The sequence below is a fragment of the Pseudomonas sp. S3_E10 genome (assembly GCF_054667615.1).
Genome location: NZ_CP162743.1, coordinates 3,673,163 through 3,691,737 on the forward strand (window position 1 = coordinate 3,673,163; position 18,575 = coordinate 3,691,737).

General features: G+C 59.2%; 13 protein-coding genes. 8 read left to right on the forward strand and 5 right to left on the reverse strand.

Annotation, left to right across the window (positions count from 1 at the left end; translation table 11 throughout):
• Positions 1–67 precede the first annotated feature (67 nt).
• From rimP to AB4N98_RS16820, 8 genes are all read left to right on the forward strand, one after another.
• Positions 68–526, forward strand: coding sequence for a ribosome maturation factor RimP (rimP, locus tag AB4N98_RS16785; RefSeq protein ID WP_032865935.1), 459 nt, complete (start codon positions 68–70; stop codon positions 524–526).
• A gap of 47 nt (positions 527–573) precedes the next feature.
• Positions 574–2,055, forward strand: coding sequence for a transcription termination factor NusA (gene nusA / locus AB4N98_RS16790; RefSeq protein ID WP_017528790.1), 1,482 nt, complete (start codon positions 574–576; stop codon positions 2,053–2,055).
• Between the two features lie 27 nt (positions 2,056–2,082).
• On the forward strand, positions 2,083–4,608 hold the full coding sequence (infB, locus tag AB4N98_RS16795) for a translation initiation factor IF-2 (protein ID WP_017528789.1): 2,526 nt from the start codon (positions 2,083–2,085) through the stop codon (positions 4,606–4,608).
• Between the two features lie 159 nt (positions 4,609–4,767).
• On the forward strand, positions 4,768–5,163 hold the full coding sequence (rbfA, locus tag AB4N98_RS16800) for a 30S ribosome-binding factor RbfA (protein WP_003176137.1): 396 nt from the start codon (positions 4,768–4,770) through the stop codon (positions 5,161–5,163).
• A 3-nt stretch (positions 5,164–5,166) separates the two neighbouring features.
• Complete coding sequence (truB, locus tag AB4N98_RS16805) at positions 5,167–6,084, forward strand: tRNA pseudouridine(55) synthase TruB (RefSeq protein ID WP_003176136.1); 918 nt, start codon at positions 5,167–5,169, stop codon at positions 6,082–6,084.
• Between the two features lie 115 nt (positions 6,085–6,199).
• Entirely contained in the window at positions 6,200–6,469 is a 270-nt protein-coding gene (rpsO, locus tag AB4N98_RS16810) for a 30S ribosomal protein S15 (protein ID WP_003177875.1), read from the forward strand.
• A gap of 196 nt (positions 6,470–6,665) precedes the next feature.
• Positions 6,666–8,771, forward strand: a complete 2,106-nt coding sequence (gene pnp, locus AB4N98_RS16815) for a polyribonucleotide nucleotidyltransferase (protein ID WP_017528788.1) — start codon at positions 6,666–6,668, stop codon at positions 8,769–8,771.
• 295 nt (positions 8,772–9,066) lie between these two features.
• Positions 9,067–9,690 (forward strand): BON domain-containing protein, encoded by a 624-nt coding sequence (locus AB4N98_RS16820; protein ID WP_017528787.1) that lies wholly within the window; start codon positions 9,067–9,069, stop codon positions 9,688–9,690.
• 152 nt (positions 9,691–9,842) lie between these two features.
• Here AB4N98_RS16820 and AB4N98_RS16825 read toward each other — a convergent pair whose 3' ends face one another.
• From AB4N98_RS16825 to pgi, 5 genes are all read right to left on the reverse strand, one after another.
• Positions 9,843–12,776, reverse strand: coding sequence for a DUF748 domain-containing protein (locus AB4N98_RS16825; RefSeq protein WP_017528786.1), 2,934 nt, complete (start codon positions 12,774–12,776; stop codon positions 9,843–9,845).
• Between the two features lie 87 nt (positions 12,777–12,863).
• Complete coding sequence (locus AB4N98_RS16830; protein ID WP_065876791.1) at positions 12,864–13,880, reverse strand: class I SAM-dependent rRNA methyltransferase; 1,017 nt, start codon at positions 13,878–13,880, stop codon at positions 12,864–12,866.
• A 65-nt stretch (positions 13,881–13,945) separates the two neighbouring features.
• Positions 13,946–14,815, reverse strand: coding sequence for an oxygenase MpaB family protein (locus AB4N98_RS16835; RefSeq protein ID WP_017528784.1), 870 nt, complete (start codon positions 14,813–14,815; stop codon positions 13,946–13,948).
• 18 nt (positions 14,816–14,833) lie between these two features.
• Positions 14,834–16,771 carry an acetate--CoA ligase gene (gene acs / locus AB4N98_RS16840; protein ID WP_135196737.1) on the reverse strand — a complete coding sequence of 646 codons (1,938 nt, stop codon included), beginning with the start codon at positions 16,769–16,771 and terminating at the stop codon, positions 14,834–14,836.
• Between the two features lie 105 nt (positions 16,772–16,876).
• Positions 16,877–18,541 (reverse strand): glucose-6-phosphate isomerase, encoded by a 1,665-nt coding sequence (gene pgi / locus AB4N98_RS16845; protein WP_017528783.1) that lies wholly within the window; start codon positions 18,539–18,541, stop codon positions 16,877–16,879.
• Positions 18,542–18,575: the final 34 nt, after the last annotated feature.

The window sequence follows — 18,575 nt, forward strand, 5'->3', positions numbered from 1 at the left end:
AAGGATGGGCGTTTCGCCCATTTTTTTATTTTGCACAGCATGCACATACATGCACGAGGGGGTTCAGGTGTCGAGCAAGCTAGAAGAGTTGCAGGCCTTGTTGGCCCCGGTGGTCGTGGCCCTAGGCTATGAATGCTGGGGTATTGAGTTTTCGGCTCAAGGTCGCCACTCAATGTTGCGCGTTTATATCGATAAAGAGGGCGGCGTGCTGGTGGACGATTGTGCCATTGTCAGCCGTCAGATCAGCGGTGTCCTGGATGTTGAAGATCCGATCGCCGTTGAGTACACCCTCGAAGTTTCCTCGCCAGGCATGGAACGCCCACTGTTCACTATTGATCAGTTTGCAAAATTTGCCGGTGAACAAGTGAAGATCAAGCTGCGATCTCCCTTTGAGGGGCGACGCAACTTTCAGGGCCTTCTGCGTGGTGTAGAAGAGCAGGATGTCGTGGTGCAGGTAGAAGACCATGAGTTCCTGTTGCCGATCGATATGATCGACAAGGCCAACATTATTCCCAGTTTTGACTGAGACGCGGATCCCGCGGATCCAATGGCTTGCGAAAGGCGAGGCGTACGATGAGCAAAGAAGTACTGCTGGTTGTTGAGTCGGTATCCAATGAAAAGGGCGTACCGGCAAGCGTGATTTTTGAAGCGTTGGAGCTGGCCCTGGCCACTGCTACCAAGAAACGTTTTGAAGACGAAGTAGATCTGCGTGTGGAAATCAACCGTCACACGGGTGCCTATGAGACTTTCCGTCGTTGGACGGTGGTTGAAGAGGACGATCTTGATGATCCGGCGATCGAGACCTGGCCGAGCAAGGTTGCGCAAACGCACCCGGGCGCCAAGGTGGGTGACGTCGTCGAAGAAAAGATCGAGTCGATCGAATTCGGCCGTATTGCTGCACAGACCGCCAAGCAGGTGATCGTGCAAAAGGTTCGCGAAGCCGAGCGCGCTCAAGTCGTTGACGCCTATCGCGAACGCCTGGGTGAAATCATCTCCGGCACCGTGAAAAAAGTAACTCGCGACAACGTGATCGTTGACCTGGGCAACAACGCTGAGGCGTTGCTGGCTCGCGAAGACATCATCTCTCGCGAAACTTTCCGAGTTGGCGTGCGTCTGCGTGCGCTGCTCAAGGAAATCCGCACCGAGAACCGTGGCCCTCAGTTGATCCTGTCGCGCACTGCGCCGGAAATGCTGATCGAGCTGTTCCGTATCGAAGTGCCGGAAATCGCCGAAGGCCTGATCGAAGTCATGGCTGCGTCCCGCGACCCGGGTTCGCGCGCCAAGATCGCGGTTCGCTCCAAGGACAAACGCATCGACCCGCAAGGCGCGTGCATTGGTATGCGCGGTTCGCGCGTCCAGGCCGTGTCGGGCGAGTTGGGTGGTGAGCGTGTGGACATCGTCCTGTGGGACGATAACCCGGCGCAGTTCGTGATCAACGCCATGTCGCCAGCTGAAGTGGCGGCAATTATCGTTGACGAAGATGCCCATGCAATGGACATCGCCGTTGGCGCAGACAATCTGGCTCAGGCCATTGGTCGTGGTGGTCAGAACGTGCGTCTGGCCAGCCAACTGACCGGTTGGACCCTGAACGTGATGACCGAATCGGACATCCAGGCTAAGCAGCAAGCTGAAACCGGCGACATCCTGCGCAACTTTATCGAAGAGCTTGAAGTCGATGAAGAACTGGCACAGGTGCTGGTGGACGAAGGCTTTACCAGCCTGGAAGAGATTGCCTACGTACCGGTGGAGGAAATGCTCAACATCGACGGCTTTGACGAGGATATCGTCAACGAGCTTCGCGCTCGGGCCAAGGATCGTTTGTTGACCAAAGCCATCGCTACTGAGGAAAAGCTGGCAGACGCCCATCCGGCCGAAGACCTGCTCTCGCTTGAGGGTATGGACAAGGATTTGGCGATGGAACTGGCGGTGCGCGGCGTAATTACCCGCGAAGACCTGGCCGAGCAGTCTATTGACGATCTGCTCGACATCGACGGCATTGACGATGATCGTGCCGGCAAGTTGATCATGGCCGCCCGAGCCCATTGGTTCGAGTAATTAGGCGCGGCCTGAGGAGAGAAGTGCATGACGCAAGTCACGGTGAAACAACTGGCCGATGAGGTCAAAACACCGGTAGAGCGCCTGTTGCAGCAGATGCGTGAGGCAGGTCTGCCGCACACCGCCGCCGATGAAGGTGTGAGCGATAGTGAGAAGCAGTCTTTGCTGACTCACTTGAAGAGCAGCCACAAGGCGAAAGTGGAAGAACCGCGCAAGATTACATTGCAGCGCAAAACCACCAGCACCCTGCGTGTTGCTGGTAGCAAAAGCATCAGCGTTGAAGTACGCAAGAAGAAAGTCTTCGTACAGCGCAGCCCGGAAGAAATCGAAGCCGAGCGCAAACGCGAACTGGAAGAACGTCGCGCAGTAGAAAATGCTGCTCGTCAGAAGGCTGAAGAAGAAGCCAAGCGTCGCGCCGAAGAAGAAGCGCGTCGCCAGCCTGCTGCTGCGCAACCTGCTTCCACTGAAGCGGTCGCCGCGCCCGGCGCTCCTGCAGAGGCTGTACGCGAGGCCGCTCCGGTTGCCGCTGCGCCGGCACCTGCTGCCGATGCGCGCAAGCGCGACGAACCTCGTCGCCCGGACAAACCACGTGCCGACGATAACAATCGTCGTGGCGGTGGTGGCGATGGCGAGCGCAAAAACGCTCCGCATCGTGCGTCGGTCAAAGAAAAAGCGCCCGCACCACGCGTTGCTCCACGTACTACCGACGAAGAAAGCGATGGCTTCCGTCGTGGTGGTCGCGGCAAGGCCAAACTGAAAAAGCGCAACGCCCACGGTTTCCAGAGCCCAACCGGCCCTGTCGTGCGTGATGTGCAGATCGGCGAGACCATCACGGTTGGCGACCTCGCCAACCAGATGTCGGTCAAGGCTGCTGAAATCATCAAGTTCATGTTCAAACTGGGTACTCCAGCGACCATCAACCAGGTGCTTGATCAGGAAACTGCTCAACTGGTAGCCGAAGAGCTGGGCCACAAAGTGACCCTGGTCAGCGACACGGCCCTGGAAGACTCCCTGGCCGAGTCCCTGAAGTTTGAAGGCGAGACGTTCTCTCGTGCGCCAGTTGTGACCGTAATGGGTCACGTTGACCATGGTAAGACATCGCTGCTCGACTATATCCGTCGTGCCAAGGTAGCTGCGGGCGAAGCCGGCGGCATCACCCAGCACATCGGTGCCTACCACGTTGAAACCGAGCGCGGCATGGTCACCTTCCTCGACACCCCAGGTCACGCCGCGTTTACCGCGATGCGTGCCCGTGGTGCCAAGGCGACTGACATTGTGATCCTGGTAGTTGCAGCGGACGACGGCGTGATGCCGCAGACCATTGAAGCTGTCCAGCATGCCAAGGCCGCAGGTGTTCCATTGGTTGTTGCCGTGAACAAGATCGACAAGCCGGGCGCCGATCTGGATCGCATCCGTAGCGAACTGTCGGTTCACGGTGTGACCTCTGAGGAGTGGGGCGGTGATACGCCGTTCGTTTCGGTCTCGGCCAAAGTCGGTACCGGCGTAGACGAGCTGCTCGAAGCGGTCCTGCTGCAAGCTGAAGTACTCGAACTCAAGGCAACCCCATCGGCCCCAGGCCGCGGTGTTGTGGTTGAATCGCGTCTCGACAAAGGTCGTGGCCCGGTTGCTACCGTACTGGTTCAAGACGGTACCCTGCGCCAAGGCGACATGGTTCTGGTCGGTTCGAACTACGGCCGTGTACGTGCCATGCTCGACGAAAACGGTAAGCCGATCAAAGAGGCCGGTCCTTCCATCCCTGTCGAGATCCTCGGCCTGGACGGTACCCCGGACGCTGGCGACGAGATGAGCGTGGTTGCGGACGAGAAGAAAGCCCGTGAAGTGGCTCTGTTCCGTCAAGGCAAGTTCCGCGAAGTCAAACTGGCTCGTGCTCACGCCGGCAAGCTGGAAAATATCTTCGAGAACATGGGTCAGGCAGAGAAGAAGACGCTCAATATCGTCCTCAAATCTGACGTCCGCGGTTCTCTCGAAGCGTTGAACGGCGCCTTGAACGGCCTGGGTAACGACGAAGTGCAAGTGCGTGTGGTGGGTGGCGGTGTCGGTGGTATCACCGAATCCGACGCCAACCTGGCACTGGCTTCGAACGCTGTACTGTTCGGCTTCAACGTGCGTGCCGATGCCGGCGCTCGCAAGATCGTCGAGCAGGAAGGCCTGGATATGCGTTACTACAACGTCATCTACGACATCATCGAAGACGTCAAGAAAGCCCTCACCGGTATGCTTGGCAGCGACGTTCGGGAAAATATCCTGGGTGTTGCCGAGGTGCGTGATGTGTTCCGTTCGCCGAAGTTCGGCGCGATCGCCGGTTGCATGGTTATCGAAGGTGTTGTGCACCGTAACCGTCCAATCCGTGTACTGCGTGAAGACATCGTTATTTTTGAAGGCGAGCTGGAATCCCTGCGCCGCTTCAAGGATGACGCTTCCGAAGTGCGTGCCGGTATGGAATGCGGTATTGGCGTCAAGAGCTACAACGACGTCAAAGCTGGCGACAAGATCGAAGTGTACGAGAAGGTCCAGGTTGCTCGCAGCCTCTAACTCGCGCACTTCAGGAGCCACGCAGCGTGTGGGCATGCACATGCCCCGCGCCGTGTCAGGACTCTAAACGCAACGCCCGGTCTGGCTTTTGTCAGGCCGGGCGTTTGCCGCTTTCAGACCCCATGGGTTTCACCATGTGGCAGTAACAGGTAACAAGACATGGCAAAAGAATACAGCCGCACCCAACGTATCGGCGATCAGATGCAGCGTGAGCTGGCCCAACTGATCCGTCGCGAAGTCAAAGACCCGCGCGTTGGCCTGGTCACCATCACCGCCGTTGAAGTGAGCCGTGACGTGGGTCACGCCAAAATCTTCATCACCGTGATGGGCCAGGACAACAGCGAAGAAATCGCGCAAAGCATCAAGGTGCTCAACTCGGCTGCAGGCTTCCTGCGCATGCAGTTGGCCCGTGAAATGAAGCTGCGCAGCGTGCCTCAGTTGCACTTCCACTACGACGAAAGCGTCGTGCGGGGGGCGCACCTGTCGGCACTGATCGAGCGTGCGGTGGCTGAAGACAGCCAACATCCGTCCACACCTGAAGACGCCAAGGAGTAAGCGGTGGCTCAGGTCAAACGTATCCGTCGCAACGTCAGCGGCATTATTCTGCTCGACAAGCCCATTGGCTTTACCTCCAATGCCGCTTTGCAGAAGGTTCGCTGGCTGCTCAATGCCGAGAAGGCCGGGCACACCGGCAGCCTCGACCCCCTGGCCACCGGTGTGTTGCCGTTGTGCTTTGGCGAAGCTACCAAGTTCTCGCAATACCTGCTCGATTCCGACAAGGGTTACGAAACCCTGATGCAACTGGGCAAAACCACCACCACGGCGGACGCCGAAGGTGATGTTTTGCAGGTTCGCGACGTGACCGTTGGTCGCGCTGATATCGAAGCGGCTTTACCCGCTTTTCGTGGGCAAATCAGCCAGATACCGCCGATGTACTCGGCTCTCAAGCGCGACGGGCAGCCTCTTTACAAGCTGGCACGTGCAGGCGAAGTGGTGGAGCGTGAACCGCGTTCTGTTACTATTGCCCGGCTGGAATTGCTCGCCTGTGAGGGTGACACTGCCCGATTGGCGGTGGACTGCAGCAAAGGCACCTATATCCGTACCCTGGTAGAGGATATTGGTGAGCAACTGGGCTGCGGCGCATACGTTGCCGAACTGCGACGTACACAAGCCGGTCCTTTCACCTTGGCCCAGACGGTCACGCTGGAAGAGTTGGAGGCGGTACACGCCGAAGGCGGCAACGAAGCGGTTGATCGCTTCCTGATGCCTTCGGACAGCGGTTTGCTCGATTGGCCATTGCTGCACTTCTCGGAGCACAGCGCGTTCTACTGGCTCAACGGCCAGCCGGTACGCGCCCCGGATGCCCCGAAGTTCGGCATGGTGCGAGTACAGGATCACAACGGTCGCTTTATCGGTATCGGTGAAGTGAGCGAAGACGGGCGTATCGCGCCGCGTCGACTGATTCGGTCAGAATGACCGAACGAGTGTGGCTGTTAACAGGCACGGTCACTACTCATTTTTAGATACAGGGATTTGTCCCTGGCCTGTTGAAACTGCCCTTTGGGTGGTTTCCTGAAAAAAGGATTGCCTCATGGCTCTCGACGTTCAAGAAAAAGCACAAATCGTAGCTGACTATCAGCAAGCTGTTGGTGACACTGGTTCGCCAGAAGTGCAAGTTGCACTGCTGACCCACAACATCAACAAACTGCAAGGTCACTTCAAGGCCAACGGTAAAGACCACCACTCCCGTCGTGGTCTGATCCGCATGGTAAACCAGCGCCGTAAGCTGCTGGACTACCTGAAAGGCAAGGATCTGGGTCGTTATCAGACTCTGATCGGTCGCCTGGGTCTGCGTCGCTAATCAGCGATTGCGCTAGAGGTTGGTTGTCTGCCGTGTGTCATCGGGATTCCCGTTGGCCCATGGTAGGCTCCCAGCCTCAAGTTTTATCTGGATGCATGTTTTACCCCTGGACAAGGGTTGGGCCGATTCCCGACATTGCCCAAGAATTTCGCAAGAAGACACGTTCCCCCAAGAGCCACAAAGAAGGTAGGACACCGTGAACCCGGTTATCAAAAAATTCCAGTTCGGTCAGTCGACCGTTACCCTCGAGACAGGCCGTATCGCCCGTCAAGCCTCCGGCGCAGTGCTGGTTACCGTTGACGATGACGTGACCGTATTGGTGACCGTTGTTGGCGCCAAGACCGCTGACCCGAGCAAGGGCTTCTTCCCTCTGTCCGTTCACTACCAGGAAAAGACTTACGCTGCCGGTAAGATCCCTGGCGGTTTCTTCAAGCGCGAAGGCCGTCCTTCCGAGAAAGAAACCCTGACTTCCCGACTGATCGACCGTCCGATCCGTCCGCTGTTCCCAGAAGGCTTCATGAACGAAGTGCAGGTTGTCTGCACCGTCGTTTCCACCAGCAAGAAGACTGATCCGGACATCGCTGCGATGATCGGTACTTCGGCGGCCCTGGCCATCTCCGGCATTCCTTTCGATGGCCCGATTGGCGCTGCCCGCGTTGCGTTCCACGAAAGCACTGGTTACCTGCTGAACCCGACTTACGAGCAACTGAAAGCATCGAGCCTGGACATGGTCGTTGCCGGTACCTCGGAAGCCGTCCTGATGGTTGAATCGGAAGCCAAAGAGCTGACCGAGGACCAGATGCTGGGCGCCGTACTGTTTGCCCATGACGAGTTCCAAGCGGTTATCAAGGCTGTCACCGAGTTGGCTGCCGAAGCTGCCAAGCCAACCTGGACCTGGGCTGCTGCCCCGGAAGCCACCGAACTGCTGGGCGCTATCCGCTCCGAGTTCGGCGCTGCCATCTCCGATGCCTACACCATCACCGTCAAGGCCGACCGTTATGCTCGCCTGGGCGAGTTGAAAGACCAGGTTGTAGCCAAACTGTCCGGTGAAGAAGGTCAGCCTTCGGCCAGCGACGTTAAAGCTGCATTCGGTGAAATCGAATACCGCACCGTTCGCGAGAACATCGTTAACGGCAAGCCACGTATCGACGGTCGCGACACCCGCACCGTACGTCCGCTGAACATCGAAGTCGGCGTTCTGCCGAAAACTCACGGTTCGGCACTGTTCACCCGTGGCGAAACTCAGGCTCTGGTAGTTGCGACCCTGGGTACTGCCCGTGACGCACAGCTGCTGGACACCCTGGAAGGCGAGAAAAAAGACCCGTTCATGCTGCACTACAACTTCCCTCCGTTCTCGGTGGGCGAGTGTGGTCGCATGGGCGGTGCTGGTCGTCGCGAAATCGGTCACGGCCGTTTGGCGCGTCGTTCGGTCCAGGCCATGCTGCCTGCCGCTGACGTGTTCCCGTACACCATCCGTGTTGTGTCGGAAATCACCGAGTCCAACGGTTCCAGCTCCATGGCTTCCGTTTGCGGTGCTTCCCTGGCCCTGATGGATGCCGGTGTGCCGATGAAGGCACCGGTTGCCGGTATCGCCATGGGCCTGGTTAAAGAAGGCGAGAAGTTCGCCATCCTGACCGACATCCTGGGTGACGAAGACCACCTGGGCGACATGGACTTCAAAGTAGCCGGTACCGCTAAAGGTGTTACCGCGCTGCAGATGGACATCAAGATCAAGGGCATCACCGAAGAAATCATGGAGATCGCCCTGGGCCAAGCCCTGGAAGCGCGCCTGAACATCCTCGGTCAGATGAACCAGATCATTGGTCAGTCGCGTACCGAGCTGTCGGAAAATGCTCCGACCATGATCGCGATGAAAATCGACACCGACAAAATCCGCGATGTTATCGGTAAAGGCGGCGCGACCATTCGTGCGATCTGTGAAGAGACCAAGGCTTCGATCGACATCGAAGACGACGGCTCGATCAAGATCTTCGGCGAAACCAAGGAAGCGGCTGAAGCAGCACGTCAGCGCGTTCTGGGCATCACCGCTGAAGCCGAAATCGGCAAGATCTACGTTGGTAAGGTTGAGCGCATCGTCGACTTCGGCGCATTCGTCAACATCCTGCCTGGCAAAGACGGTCTGGTTCACATCTCCATGCTGAGCGACGCTCGCGTTGAGAAAGTGACCGACATTCTGAAAGAAGGCCAGGAAGTGGAAGTGCTGGTACTGGACGTGGACAACCGCGGTCGTATCAAGCTGTCCATCAAGGACGTAGCAGCAGCCAAGGCTTCGGGCGTTTAATCACCCCACAGCTCAAGCTGAAAAAAAGGACTCTTCGGAGTCCTTTTTTTATGGGGACCGGAAAGTGCCTAAAAATCAGTCGCTTAATACACTGCAAAACCCGCAACTTGCATGCAGGCGCGATCCACTTCATGCAAGTTGCACGATTTCAAAAAGCACAGGTTTTTGTAAGCTGTTGATTTAAAAGGTTTTCATGGGTGATTGGGAGTTGGCACACTGCCTGCAATATCCCTGTTAACGCTGCAGCATCAAGGTTCACACACTGCAGACTTTTAATAAAACAGGAGTTACTCGTATGAAGAAGTTCGCTCTCGCTACCGCAACTGCTACTGCCCTGACCCTGGCCATGGCTAACGCCGCCTTTGCTCAGCCTACCCAAGCGCCAATGACCCTGGCCGCTGGCGAAATGACCAAAGCCAAAGAGTCCACTTCGGATACCTGGATCACCACCAAAGTCAAAGCCGACCTGCTGACTGAAAAAGGCATCCCAGGTTCGGACATCAAGGTTGAGACCAACAAAGGTGTGGTTTCCCTGTCGTCGGACGTAGCTATCTCGGACGCGCAGAAAGCGACTGCTGTAGCGATCACCAAAAAAATCAAAGGTGTGACTGCCGTATCCGCTGATGGCCTGCTGGCTGGCGGCGCTACCAAAGCAGACGGCATCGACAAAACCAAAGGCGCAGCCCATGACGCCAAAGAGACCACCAGCGACACCTGGATTACCACCAAAGTGAAAGCTGACTTGGTGACCGAGAAGGGTATTCCTGGCACCGATATCAAGGTCGAGACCAATAAAGGCGTGGTTTCCCTGTCGTCCGCCACTGCCGTGACGGAGTCGCAGAAAGCCACCGCTGTAGCGATCACCAAGAAAATCAAAGGCGTTAAAGCTGTATCGGCTGACGGTCTGAAAGCCGAGTAACGCTTGACACTGAGTTTGAACTAAACAGCGGCGGCGGCGCGTGAGTTAGATATCCACTCAATGCACCTCTGAGGTTCATGCGACCGACCACACGGATGTGGTCATTACAGGCCCCGGCACTTTGTGTCGGGGCCTGTTCTATTGCGGGGCGGTTATTCGGCGTCCAGGTGCAGCGGCGTGACCACCCGGCCGTCTTTCTCTGCCTGGCCCAGGTTGGCATCGATGAAGTACACCCGGTCATCTTCCAGTTGGCCCTTGTCGACCAGGTAGTCTTTGATGGTGCTGGCACGGTCCTGGCCGAGTTGGCGCAGCAGCACATCGCTGCCGCTCCAGAACTTGATCACACCTTCACGCAGCTTGGCGGTGCGGTCGTCACGGCTCAGGTCCTTCCACTCGGCCGGGGGCTGTTGTTTCACGCGGGTCCGGAAGATACCTTCGAGCAACGGTGCTTTTTCGCTTTCCGGAACTTCCAGCAACGAGGCCTGGGCCGGAACCTTGTCGCCGCGACGCTGGAGCATCTTGTAATAGTTGTATTGGTATTCACGTTCCAGTCGCTGGGCGGCCAGGAAGGGGCCATCGCTGCTGGCAGCGGCCGTGCCTTCGATTTCCAGGCGCAGGGCAGGACGTTCCTTGAGCGCCTTGGCCAGCGTGTTAAGAGCGCCTTCGGCATCTTTGTTCAATTCGCTGGACCCGGCGGCGAATGACACGTTGCCAAGGTCCTCCGCGCCGCCGCCGGTGACCAGCCCGCCGATAAACTTGAACGGCGCGGTGGCCGCGCGTGCCACCAGGTTGCGCAGGGTCTGCCACACAATCGGCATCACGCTGAATTGCGGGTTATTCAGGTCGCCGCTCACCGGCAGTTCGATGGAGATCTTGCCGTCAGTGTCCTTGAGCAGGGCGATTGCCAGGCGAATCGGCAAATCCACGGCATCGGCGCTGTCGACTTTCTCACCCAGTTGCAGCTGCTCGATCACCACTTTGTTTTCGGCCTTCAGCTGGCCCTTGGTGATCACGTAGTGCAGGTCGAGGTTGAGACGGCCCTTGCGGATACGGAAGCCGGCGAATTTGCCGGAGTAAGGTGTCAGTGTGGTCAGCTCTACGCGCTTGAAGCTGGTGGCGATATCCAGCGCGGCCATAGGATCAAACGGATTCACGCTGCCTTTGATGGTCACCGGGGCATAGCGATCCACCTTGCCCTTGATATCGACGCTGGCCGGTTTGTTCTGGCGACTGTCAATGGTGCCGATCTGGCCGTTGAGCTGTTGAATCGCCGTGGCAAAGTTGGGCGTGAGGCTGAAGTCGGCAAAGTTGGCCGAACCGTCGTTGATCGCAACCTGCCCGATATGAATGCCCAGGGGCTTCTCTTTGCTCGCGGGGGCTTTGCTCGACGACTTGGCGCCACTGTCGGCCGGCTGCGGAATCAGCAAGTCGTCAACGTTGGTGGTGCGGTCGTCGTTGATCATGAAGCGCGCATAAGGTTGCAACAGGTTGACCTTGTCGATCGACAGGCTGTCCCCGTGTTGATAGTTCAGGCCCTCGATGACCAACCGCTGCCATTTGAGAAAATCACGGGTCTTGAGCGTATCAAGGGTGTGCAGTTGGTCGACCTGCGCACGGCCGGTGATCTGCAAGGCCAGTGGCGCGGTGCTTTTCAGGTTCACGTCGAGGTCGCTGCCGAGCATACCGCTACGCAGTTCCAGGCGGATAAACGGGCTGATGTAGGACTGCGCAACCCGCAGGTCGATGTCTTTGGTATTGACCTTCAGTTTGGCGCTGACTGGGTTGAGGTTGACCACGCCGGCGGCCTGGAGCTTGCCTTGCTTGCCCACGCCGCTGTCGATCTTGAGTGTGAAGGGGTTCTGGTTGAGGCTATCGAAGTCCTGCACATCGACGTTCAATGGGCCCAATTCCAGTGCCACAGCGGGCTTAGCCTGGCGGTCAGCCAAGTGCACTTGATAGTTGCGCAGCTGTACGTCCTTGAGCAGTACTTGCCAGGGTTTGCTTGGCGCAGCGGGTTCGGGCTTTGGCGAGTCAGCGGTGGCGGGGGCCGTCGCCGGCTCCGGCGCCTTGGCGGGTTTGCTCGGTTGGCTGGCGAACAGTTTTTGCCAATCCAGTTGACCATCGGCTTCAAGGGCGGCCCAGGTTTCCAGCTTATTGCTGCGAATCTTGCCGACTAGCACCTGCTGCTTGGCCAGGTCTACGGAGGCTTCGCTGACGTCCAGACGCTCCAGGCGTACCAGCGGACGGCCATCCGGTGCCTTGATGGCGAATGGCGCGATGCTGGCGGCGGTGTTGGTCAGGTTCAGTTCGGTTTGTTTGGCCAGGCTGAATTTATACTCGGTGCTGAAATTGAGCACGCCGTCTTCCAGTACCAGAGGCAGTGCGTCGCGCACGTAGGGCCACCAGGCTTTCATCTTGCCGCCGGTGACTTTCAAGGTGCCTTCGGAGGTGATCGGCACCAGGCTGAAGTTGCCCTTCCAGTCGATCTGCCCGCCTTCAGGGCCTGCCGCCACGAGGGTCATGTCGGCATTGTCTTCGGGCAGGGTGCTGAGGTTCTTCAGTTCGAAGTCGAGTGTGTCGTAGAGGAACTCGATGGGCTCGCTGGGGCGCAGGTCTTCGAAATGCACGTAGCCGCCGGCCAGCTTGATGCTGTCGATGCGCAGCGGGAACGGCTTGGCATCGGGGTCAGTCGGCGTTGGTTCGCTTGGTGGCAGTTTGAACAGCTGCGCCAGGTTCAACTTCCCGCTCTTGTCGAACAACAGCTCGGTCTTGGGTTTGTCCAGTTGCACGTCAGCCAGGTGCAGGGCGCGGGTCCACAGGCTGTCGATCTGCAGGTTGGCATAGAGCCGTTCGAAACCCACCTGCTCCTTGCCGGGTTCGCCGATTTTCAGGCCCCAGAGCGTCAGTTCCAGGCTGAATGGGTTGAGTTCGATACGCTCGATGCGTGCAGGTGTCGTGGCGTAATGGGCCAACTGTTGGTTGGCAACGCGAAGGGCGATGCCGGGCAGAATCAAAAAGCCCAGCAAGCTGTACAGAGCAAGGGCAGTCAACAAGGCGCCAGTGGCGCGGATCAATCCTTTGGGCATGGGGCGGCGCCATCTATGTCGAACAAGAGTGCCTTGGAGTATGGCACGGGTTTTCGGTTCCGAAGAACCGAGCCTATGGGAAGAGTCCTACAGCTGAAGTATCAGAGTTTTCAGGGGAGGCTGCTGGTCCAGTGAAGGAAAATCCGCCCCCGGCGTCATGATTTTCCAGTCACGTACCGGTCGCCCGGCTTTTTCCGCGCAACGCAGGACCTGTTCGCGCCACTCGTGCATGCTGACTTTTGCCAGGTTGTTGCAGCAGATCAGCACGCCGTTGTCGGCAGTGGCGAGCAGGGCGGGCTTGAGCAGGCTCTGGTAGTCGCGCAACAGGTCGACGGTGCCGAATGCACTCTTGGCCCAGGCGGGTGGGTCGAGCAGCACCAGGTCGTATTGGCGTTGTTCCAGGCGCGGATAGCTCGGCAGTTTCTGCCCTCGACGCTGGGTGATCGGCAAGCCGGCCAACTGGCGAATCGCCGGGAAGTAGTCCGATTGCACGAACTCCATGGCCGGCAACTGCGGGTTGAGCAGGCCGTTCTCACGGCCGACCGCCAGGTTGCTTTCGGCGAAGTCCAGGTTGCACACCTCGCGTGCGCCCCCGGCGGCTGCGCTCAGGCCCACGCCGCAGGTGTAGGCGAACAGGTTCAGCACGCTTTTGCCGGCGCTGTGGGCTTTGACCCAGCCGCGGGTGTTGCGCAGGTCCAGAAACAGCAGCGGGTCTTGCCCGACATGGCGCCCACGTACGCGGTAATTCAGGCCCCATTCGTGACCGACCAGGTCTTGCAGCGCGGCGGGTTCTGCGCGGTACACCGAGTCTTCGCGATCGATCCGCGAGTTGCCGCGGGAGCGGTCGTTGTACACCAACAGTAATTCCAAACCCATGTACTGGTTGATCAGTTGGTGCAGGTCCAGCAGCTCTGCGGTTTCCAGCGACTGGTGAAAGCTTTGCACCAGCAACTGCGGGCCATAGCGGTCGATGGTCAGGCCGCCGGCGCCTTCCTGGCTGCCGTGGAACAGGCGATAACAATCGGTACCCTGGGCGTGCAGTTCGCTGATCAGGTCTTGGCGATGATCGAGGGCGGCGCGCAGCGCCTGATTCAAGGAAGACATGGAGCGCGCCTTGCTAAGTAAGGGGGGCAGTGAGGGCGCGGAGTTTAACAGCTATGGGGCCTTGGCTACATCAACCCCATCCGTCGGTGTGCCCGTTGCACCGAACCATTGCGCATTGCCCAGCGCAACAATGGCGCGCTGCGCTTGACCCCGGCACGAATCAGATGGCGCTGCAGCGGGCTTTGGTGCTGGTCGAGCAGGGCGCTGGCCCAGTCCGGCAGCAGGTCGATACCGGCTTGCATCATTAATGCGCCAAACGGCTTGGCCAGCGGACTTGGCGCGGGCGCATTCAATAGCAGGCGCAGCACTTCGCGGCTGCGCTCGTCGCACAGCAATTGCGGGCGGATGCGTGCCAGGTAAGTGGAAACTTCCTGCCGTGAGTGCGGTACTTGCCGTGCGCCCAAGCGTTCCGCCACCAGGGCGATTTCACTGTAGTAACGGTCTTGGTCGCGCCCCGAAAGCCCGGGGTTGCGGTAGCGCAGGTGAGCGGCCAGAAAGTTGCTCACTTCGGCAACATGCACCCAGGTCAGCAGTTCCGGGTCGCTTGCCGCATATGGCCGCCCGTCCGGTGCATGGCCGACTACCTGCAAGTGAATGGTGCGCACCTTTTCGATCAGCCAGTCGGCGTCCTTACGCGAACCGAAGGTGGTGCCGGAAATGAACTGTGATGTGCGCCGCAAGCGCCCAAGCATGTCCTGGCGAAAGTTCGAATGGTCCCACACGCCCGCCAGGGCCAGCGGGTGCAAGGCTTGCAGCATCAAGGCGCTGATGCCGCCGATGAGCATGCTGCTGAAGTCGCCATGCACTTGCCAACTGACCGAATCCGGTCCGAACAGGCCGGGGTCGCCCTTGGGGTTTTCCAGGTCCAGTTGGCCCAGTGACAAACCGGTAAGGCTCATCAACTGGGTTTCGATACGGCTGCGGATAAATTCCATGGCGACTCGGGGTGTCTCCTAGCGGTTCAGGCGTTTGTCGATAAGACCGTCCACCACGCTGGGGTCGGCCAGGGTTGAGGTATCACCGAGGCTGTCCAGTTCGTTGCAGGCGATCTTGCGCAGAATCCTGCGCATGATCTTGCCGGAGCGGGTTTTCGGCAAGGCCGGTGCCCATTGAATCAGTTCCGGTTTGGCAAAGCTGCCGATTTCCTTGCTGACCAGTTCCAGCAGGTGTTTTTTCAGCGCTTCGCTGGGCTCCACGCCATTCATCGGGGTGACGAAGGCGTAGATGCCCTGGCCTTTGACATCGTGGGGGTAGCCGACCACGGCGGCCTCGGCGACCTGGTCGTGCAGCACCAGTGCGCTTTCCACCTCGGCCGTGCCGATACGGTGGCCGGACACGTTGATCACATCATCGATGCGTCCGGTGATCCAGTAGTCGCCGTCCTCGTCGCGGCGCGCGCCATCGCCGGTGAAGTAATAGCCGGGGTAGGGTTTGAAATAAGTGTCGACCATGCGCTGCGGGTCACCATAGACGCTGCGGATCTGCCCCGGCCAGCTGGCTTTGATGACGAGTACGCCGCTGCCGGCGCCGCTGATTGCTTTGCCGTGCTCATCCAGCAGCACAGGCTGTACGCCAAACATCGGTTGGGTCGCGCAACCCGGTTTGATCCGTTGGGCGCTGACCAGTGGGCTGAGCATGATGCCGCCGGTTTCGGTCTGCCACCAGGTGTCCACAATCGGGCAGCGCTGTTCGCCTACCGCATTGAAATACCAGTCCCAGGCCTCCGGGTTGATCGGCTCACCCACACTGCCGAGCAGCCGCAGGCTGGCGCGGGAGGTGTTCTCCAGCGGGCCGTGGCCCTCACGCATCAAGGCGCGCAGGGCGGTGGGCGCGGTGTAGAAGATATTCACCTGATGTTTATCGATCACCTGCCAGAAGCGCGAACTGTCCGGGTAGCTCGGCACGCCTTCGAACATCAGCGAGGTCGCGCCATTGGCCAGCGGGCCGTAGACGATATAGCTGTGGCCGGTGACCCATCCCACATCCGCCGTACACCAGAACACTTCGCCATCACGGTAATCGAGTACGTACTTGAAGGTCATCGCGGCCTGCAGCAGATAGCCGCCGGTGGTATGCAGCACGCCCTTGGGTTTACCGGTGCTACCCGAGGTGTACAGGATGAACAGCGGGTCTTCGGCGCCCATCGGCTCGGGGGGGCAGTCATCGCTGGCGGCATCCAGGGCTTGCTGGTACTTGAGGTCGCGGCCTTCGCTCCAGTCCAAGGGCGCACCGGTACGCTCCACTATCAGCACGGTATTGACCCCCGGGCAGCTTGCCAGGGCCTTGTCGACGTTCTTTTTCAAGGCCACTGGCTTACCGCCGCGCACGCCTTCATCGGCGGTGATCACGGTGCGGCAGTCGGCATCGAGGATGCGGTCGCGCAGGGCATCCGGCGAGAAGCCCCCGAACACCACCGAATGCACCGCGCCAATCCGCGTGCAGGCCAGCATGGCGTAGGCCGCTTCCGGGATCATCGGCATGTAGATGCACACGCGGTCGCCTTTCTTCACGCCACGGCTTTTCAGCACATTGGCCAGGCGGCAAACGTTGTGGTGCAGTTGGCGGTAGGTGATTTTGGCAGACTTTGTCGGATCGTCGCCCTCCCAGATGAAGGCCACTTGATCGGCGCGTTGCGCCAGGTGACGGTCGATGCAGTTGTAGCTGACGTTCAGTTGGCCGCCGGCAAACCATTGGGCTGCGCCGGTGTGGATATCCGAGTGTTGAACGGTGTGCCAGGGGGTTATCCAGTCGAGAAAGCCCTTGGCCTGTTCGCCCCAGAAGGTATCGGGTTGCTCGATGGATTGACGATAGAGGCGCTGGTAGTCCTCTTGACTGAGTTGCGCAGCCCGGCGGACGGCATCGGCGGTTGGAAACGTGCTGATATCGAACATGAGCGATCCTTATTCTTGTTTTTGCGACAAGTGATAAAGATGCACCCTGTGGGAGGAGGGTTCAAGGCCAACGTCCAAACGGATGTTGGCCTTGCGTTACCTGCATCAGCCGCGGTGACGACCGCGGAAGTAGTTGATCAGGCCCTGGGTCGAGGCATCCTCGGCTGAGGTTTCTTCAGCGCCGGTCAGGCGGTTGTACACGCCCTTGCCCAGCTCTTTGCCCAGCTCAACGCCCCATTGGTCGAAGGCATTGATGCCCCAGATCACGCTCTGCACGAACACCTTGTGCTCATACATTGCCACCAGCGCGCCCAGGCGACGTGGGCTGATGCGCTCTACCACCAGGGTGTTGCTTGGACGGTTGCCCGGGATCACCTTGTGCGGGGCGAGCTTCTGCACGTCGTCTTCGGCGATGCCCTTGTCGCGCAGCTCGGCTTCGGCTTCGCTGCGGGTCTTGCCGAGCATCAGCGCCTGGCTTTGCGACAGGCAGTTGGCGTACAGCCACTGATGGTGGTCGGACACCGGGTTGAAGCTGACGATCGGCACGATGAAGTCGGCCGGGATCAGTTGGGTGCCTTGGTGCAGCAGTTGGTGGTACGCGTGCTGACCGTTGCAGCCCACGCCCCCCCAGATCACCGGGCCGGTGTCGGTGGACACCGGTTTACCGTCCTGGCGCACGCTCTTGCCGTTGGATTCCATGTCCAACTGTTGCAAGTGTTTGGTGATGTTACGCAGGTAGTGGTCGTACGGCAGGATCGCATGGCTCTGCGCGCCCCAGAAGTTGCCGTACCAGACACCCAGCAGGCCCAGCAACACGGGCATGTTTTGCTCGAACGGCGCGTTCTGGAAATGCTGGTCCATGGTGTAGGCACCGGACAGCAGTTCCTTGAAGTTGGACATGCCAATGGCCAGGGCGATTGGCAAGCCGATGGCCGACCACAGCGAGTAGCGGCCGCCGACCCAGTCCCACATCGGGAAGATGTTTTCTTCACGGATGCCGAACGCCACGGCTGCCGCGTTGTTGCTCGATACGGCGATAAAGTGGCGGTACAACTCGGCTTCCGAGCCACCCTGGGCCAGATACCAGGCGCGGGCGGCCTGGGCGTTTTTCAGGGTTTCCAGGGTGTTGAAGGATTTCGACGAGACGATAAACAGCGTGGTCTCGGCGCGCAGCTTCATGGTCAGCTCGTGGAACTCGCTGCCGTCGATGTTCGCCAGGTAGTGGCAGCGCACGCCTTTATGGGCGTAGGACAACAGCGCTTCAGAGACCAGCTCCGGGCCGAGGAACGAACCACCAATGCCGATGTTCACCACGTCGGTAATCGGCTTTTCGGTGTAGCCACGCCACAGACCATCGTGGATGCGGCCGACCAGATCGGTGATCTGGTTCAGCACCTTATGCACGTCCGGCATGATGTTCACGCCGTTTACCGACAGCTTGTCGCCCACCGGGCGGCGCAGGGCGGTGTGCAGGGCAGGGCGGCCTTCGGACGAGTTGACCGGCTCGCCGGCGTACAGCGAATCGATCGCGTCTTTCAGACCGACTTCCTTGGCCAAACCCACCAGCAGGTCGCGGGTTTCGCTGGTAATCAGGTTTTTTGAGTAATCGAGGAAAAGTCCGCAGCTGCTCAAGGTGAACTGGGAGAAGCGCTGGGGATCGGCATTGAACGCTTCGCGCATGCTGAAATCCTGCATGGCTTGGCGGTGTTGGTTAAGCGCTTGCCAGGCGGGCAGAGCGGTAACGTCATGAGGGGTGCGGTAGTACGCCATCGCTGCGGGTTTCCTTTTATTACGGGGACTGCCT

What these genes read in the sequence shown, in the direction of transcription:
- infB (WP_017528789.1), top strand. Translation starts at nt 2,083, where the DNA reads ATGACGCAAGTCACGGTGAAACAACTGGCCGATGAGGTCAAAACACCG.
- pgi (WP_017528783.1), bottom strand. Translation starts at nt 18,541, where the DNA reads ATGGCGTACTACCGCACCCCTCATGACGTTACCGCTCTGCCCGCCTGG.
- AB4N98_RS16820 (WP_017528787.1), top strand. Translation starts at nt 9,067, where the DNA reads ATGAAGAAGTTCGCTCTCGCTACCGCAACTGCTACTGCCCTGACCCTG.
- AB4N98_RS16835 (WP_017528784.1), bottom strand. Translation starts at nt 14,815, where the DNA reads ATGGAATTTATCCGCAGCCGTATCGAAACCCAGTTGATGAGCCTTACC.
- nusA (WP_017528790.1), top strand. Translation starts at nt 574, where the DNA reads ATGAGCAAAGAAGTACTGCTGGTTGTTGAGTCGGTATCCAATGAAAAG.
- AB4N98_RS16825 (WP_017528786.1), bottom strand. Translation starts at nt 12,776, where the DNA reads ATGCCCAAAGGATTGATCCGCGCCACTGGCGCCTTGTTGACTGCCCTT.
- acs (WP_135196737.1), bottom strand. Translation starts at nt 16,771, where the DNA reads ATGTTCGATATCAGCACGTTTCCAACCGCCGATGCCGTCCGCCGGGCT.
- AB4N98_RS16830 (WP_065876791.1), bottom strand. Translation starts at nt 13,880, where the DNA reads ATGTCTTCCTTGAATCAGGCGCTGCGCGCCGCCCTCGATCATCGCCAA.
- rpsO (WP_003177875.1), top strand. Translation starts at nt 6,200, where the DNA reads ATGGCTCTCGACGTTCAAGAAAAAGCACAAATCGTAGCTGACTATCAG.
- rbfA (WP_003176137.1), top strand. Translation starts at nt 4,768, where the DNA reads ATGGCAAAAGAATACAGCCGCACCCAACGTATCGGCGATCAGATGCAG.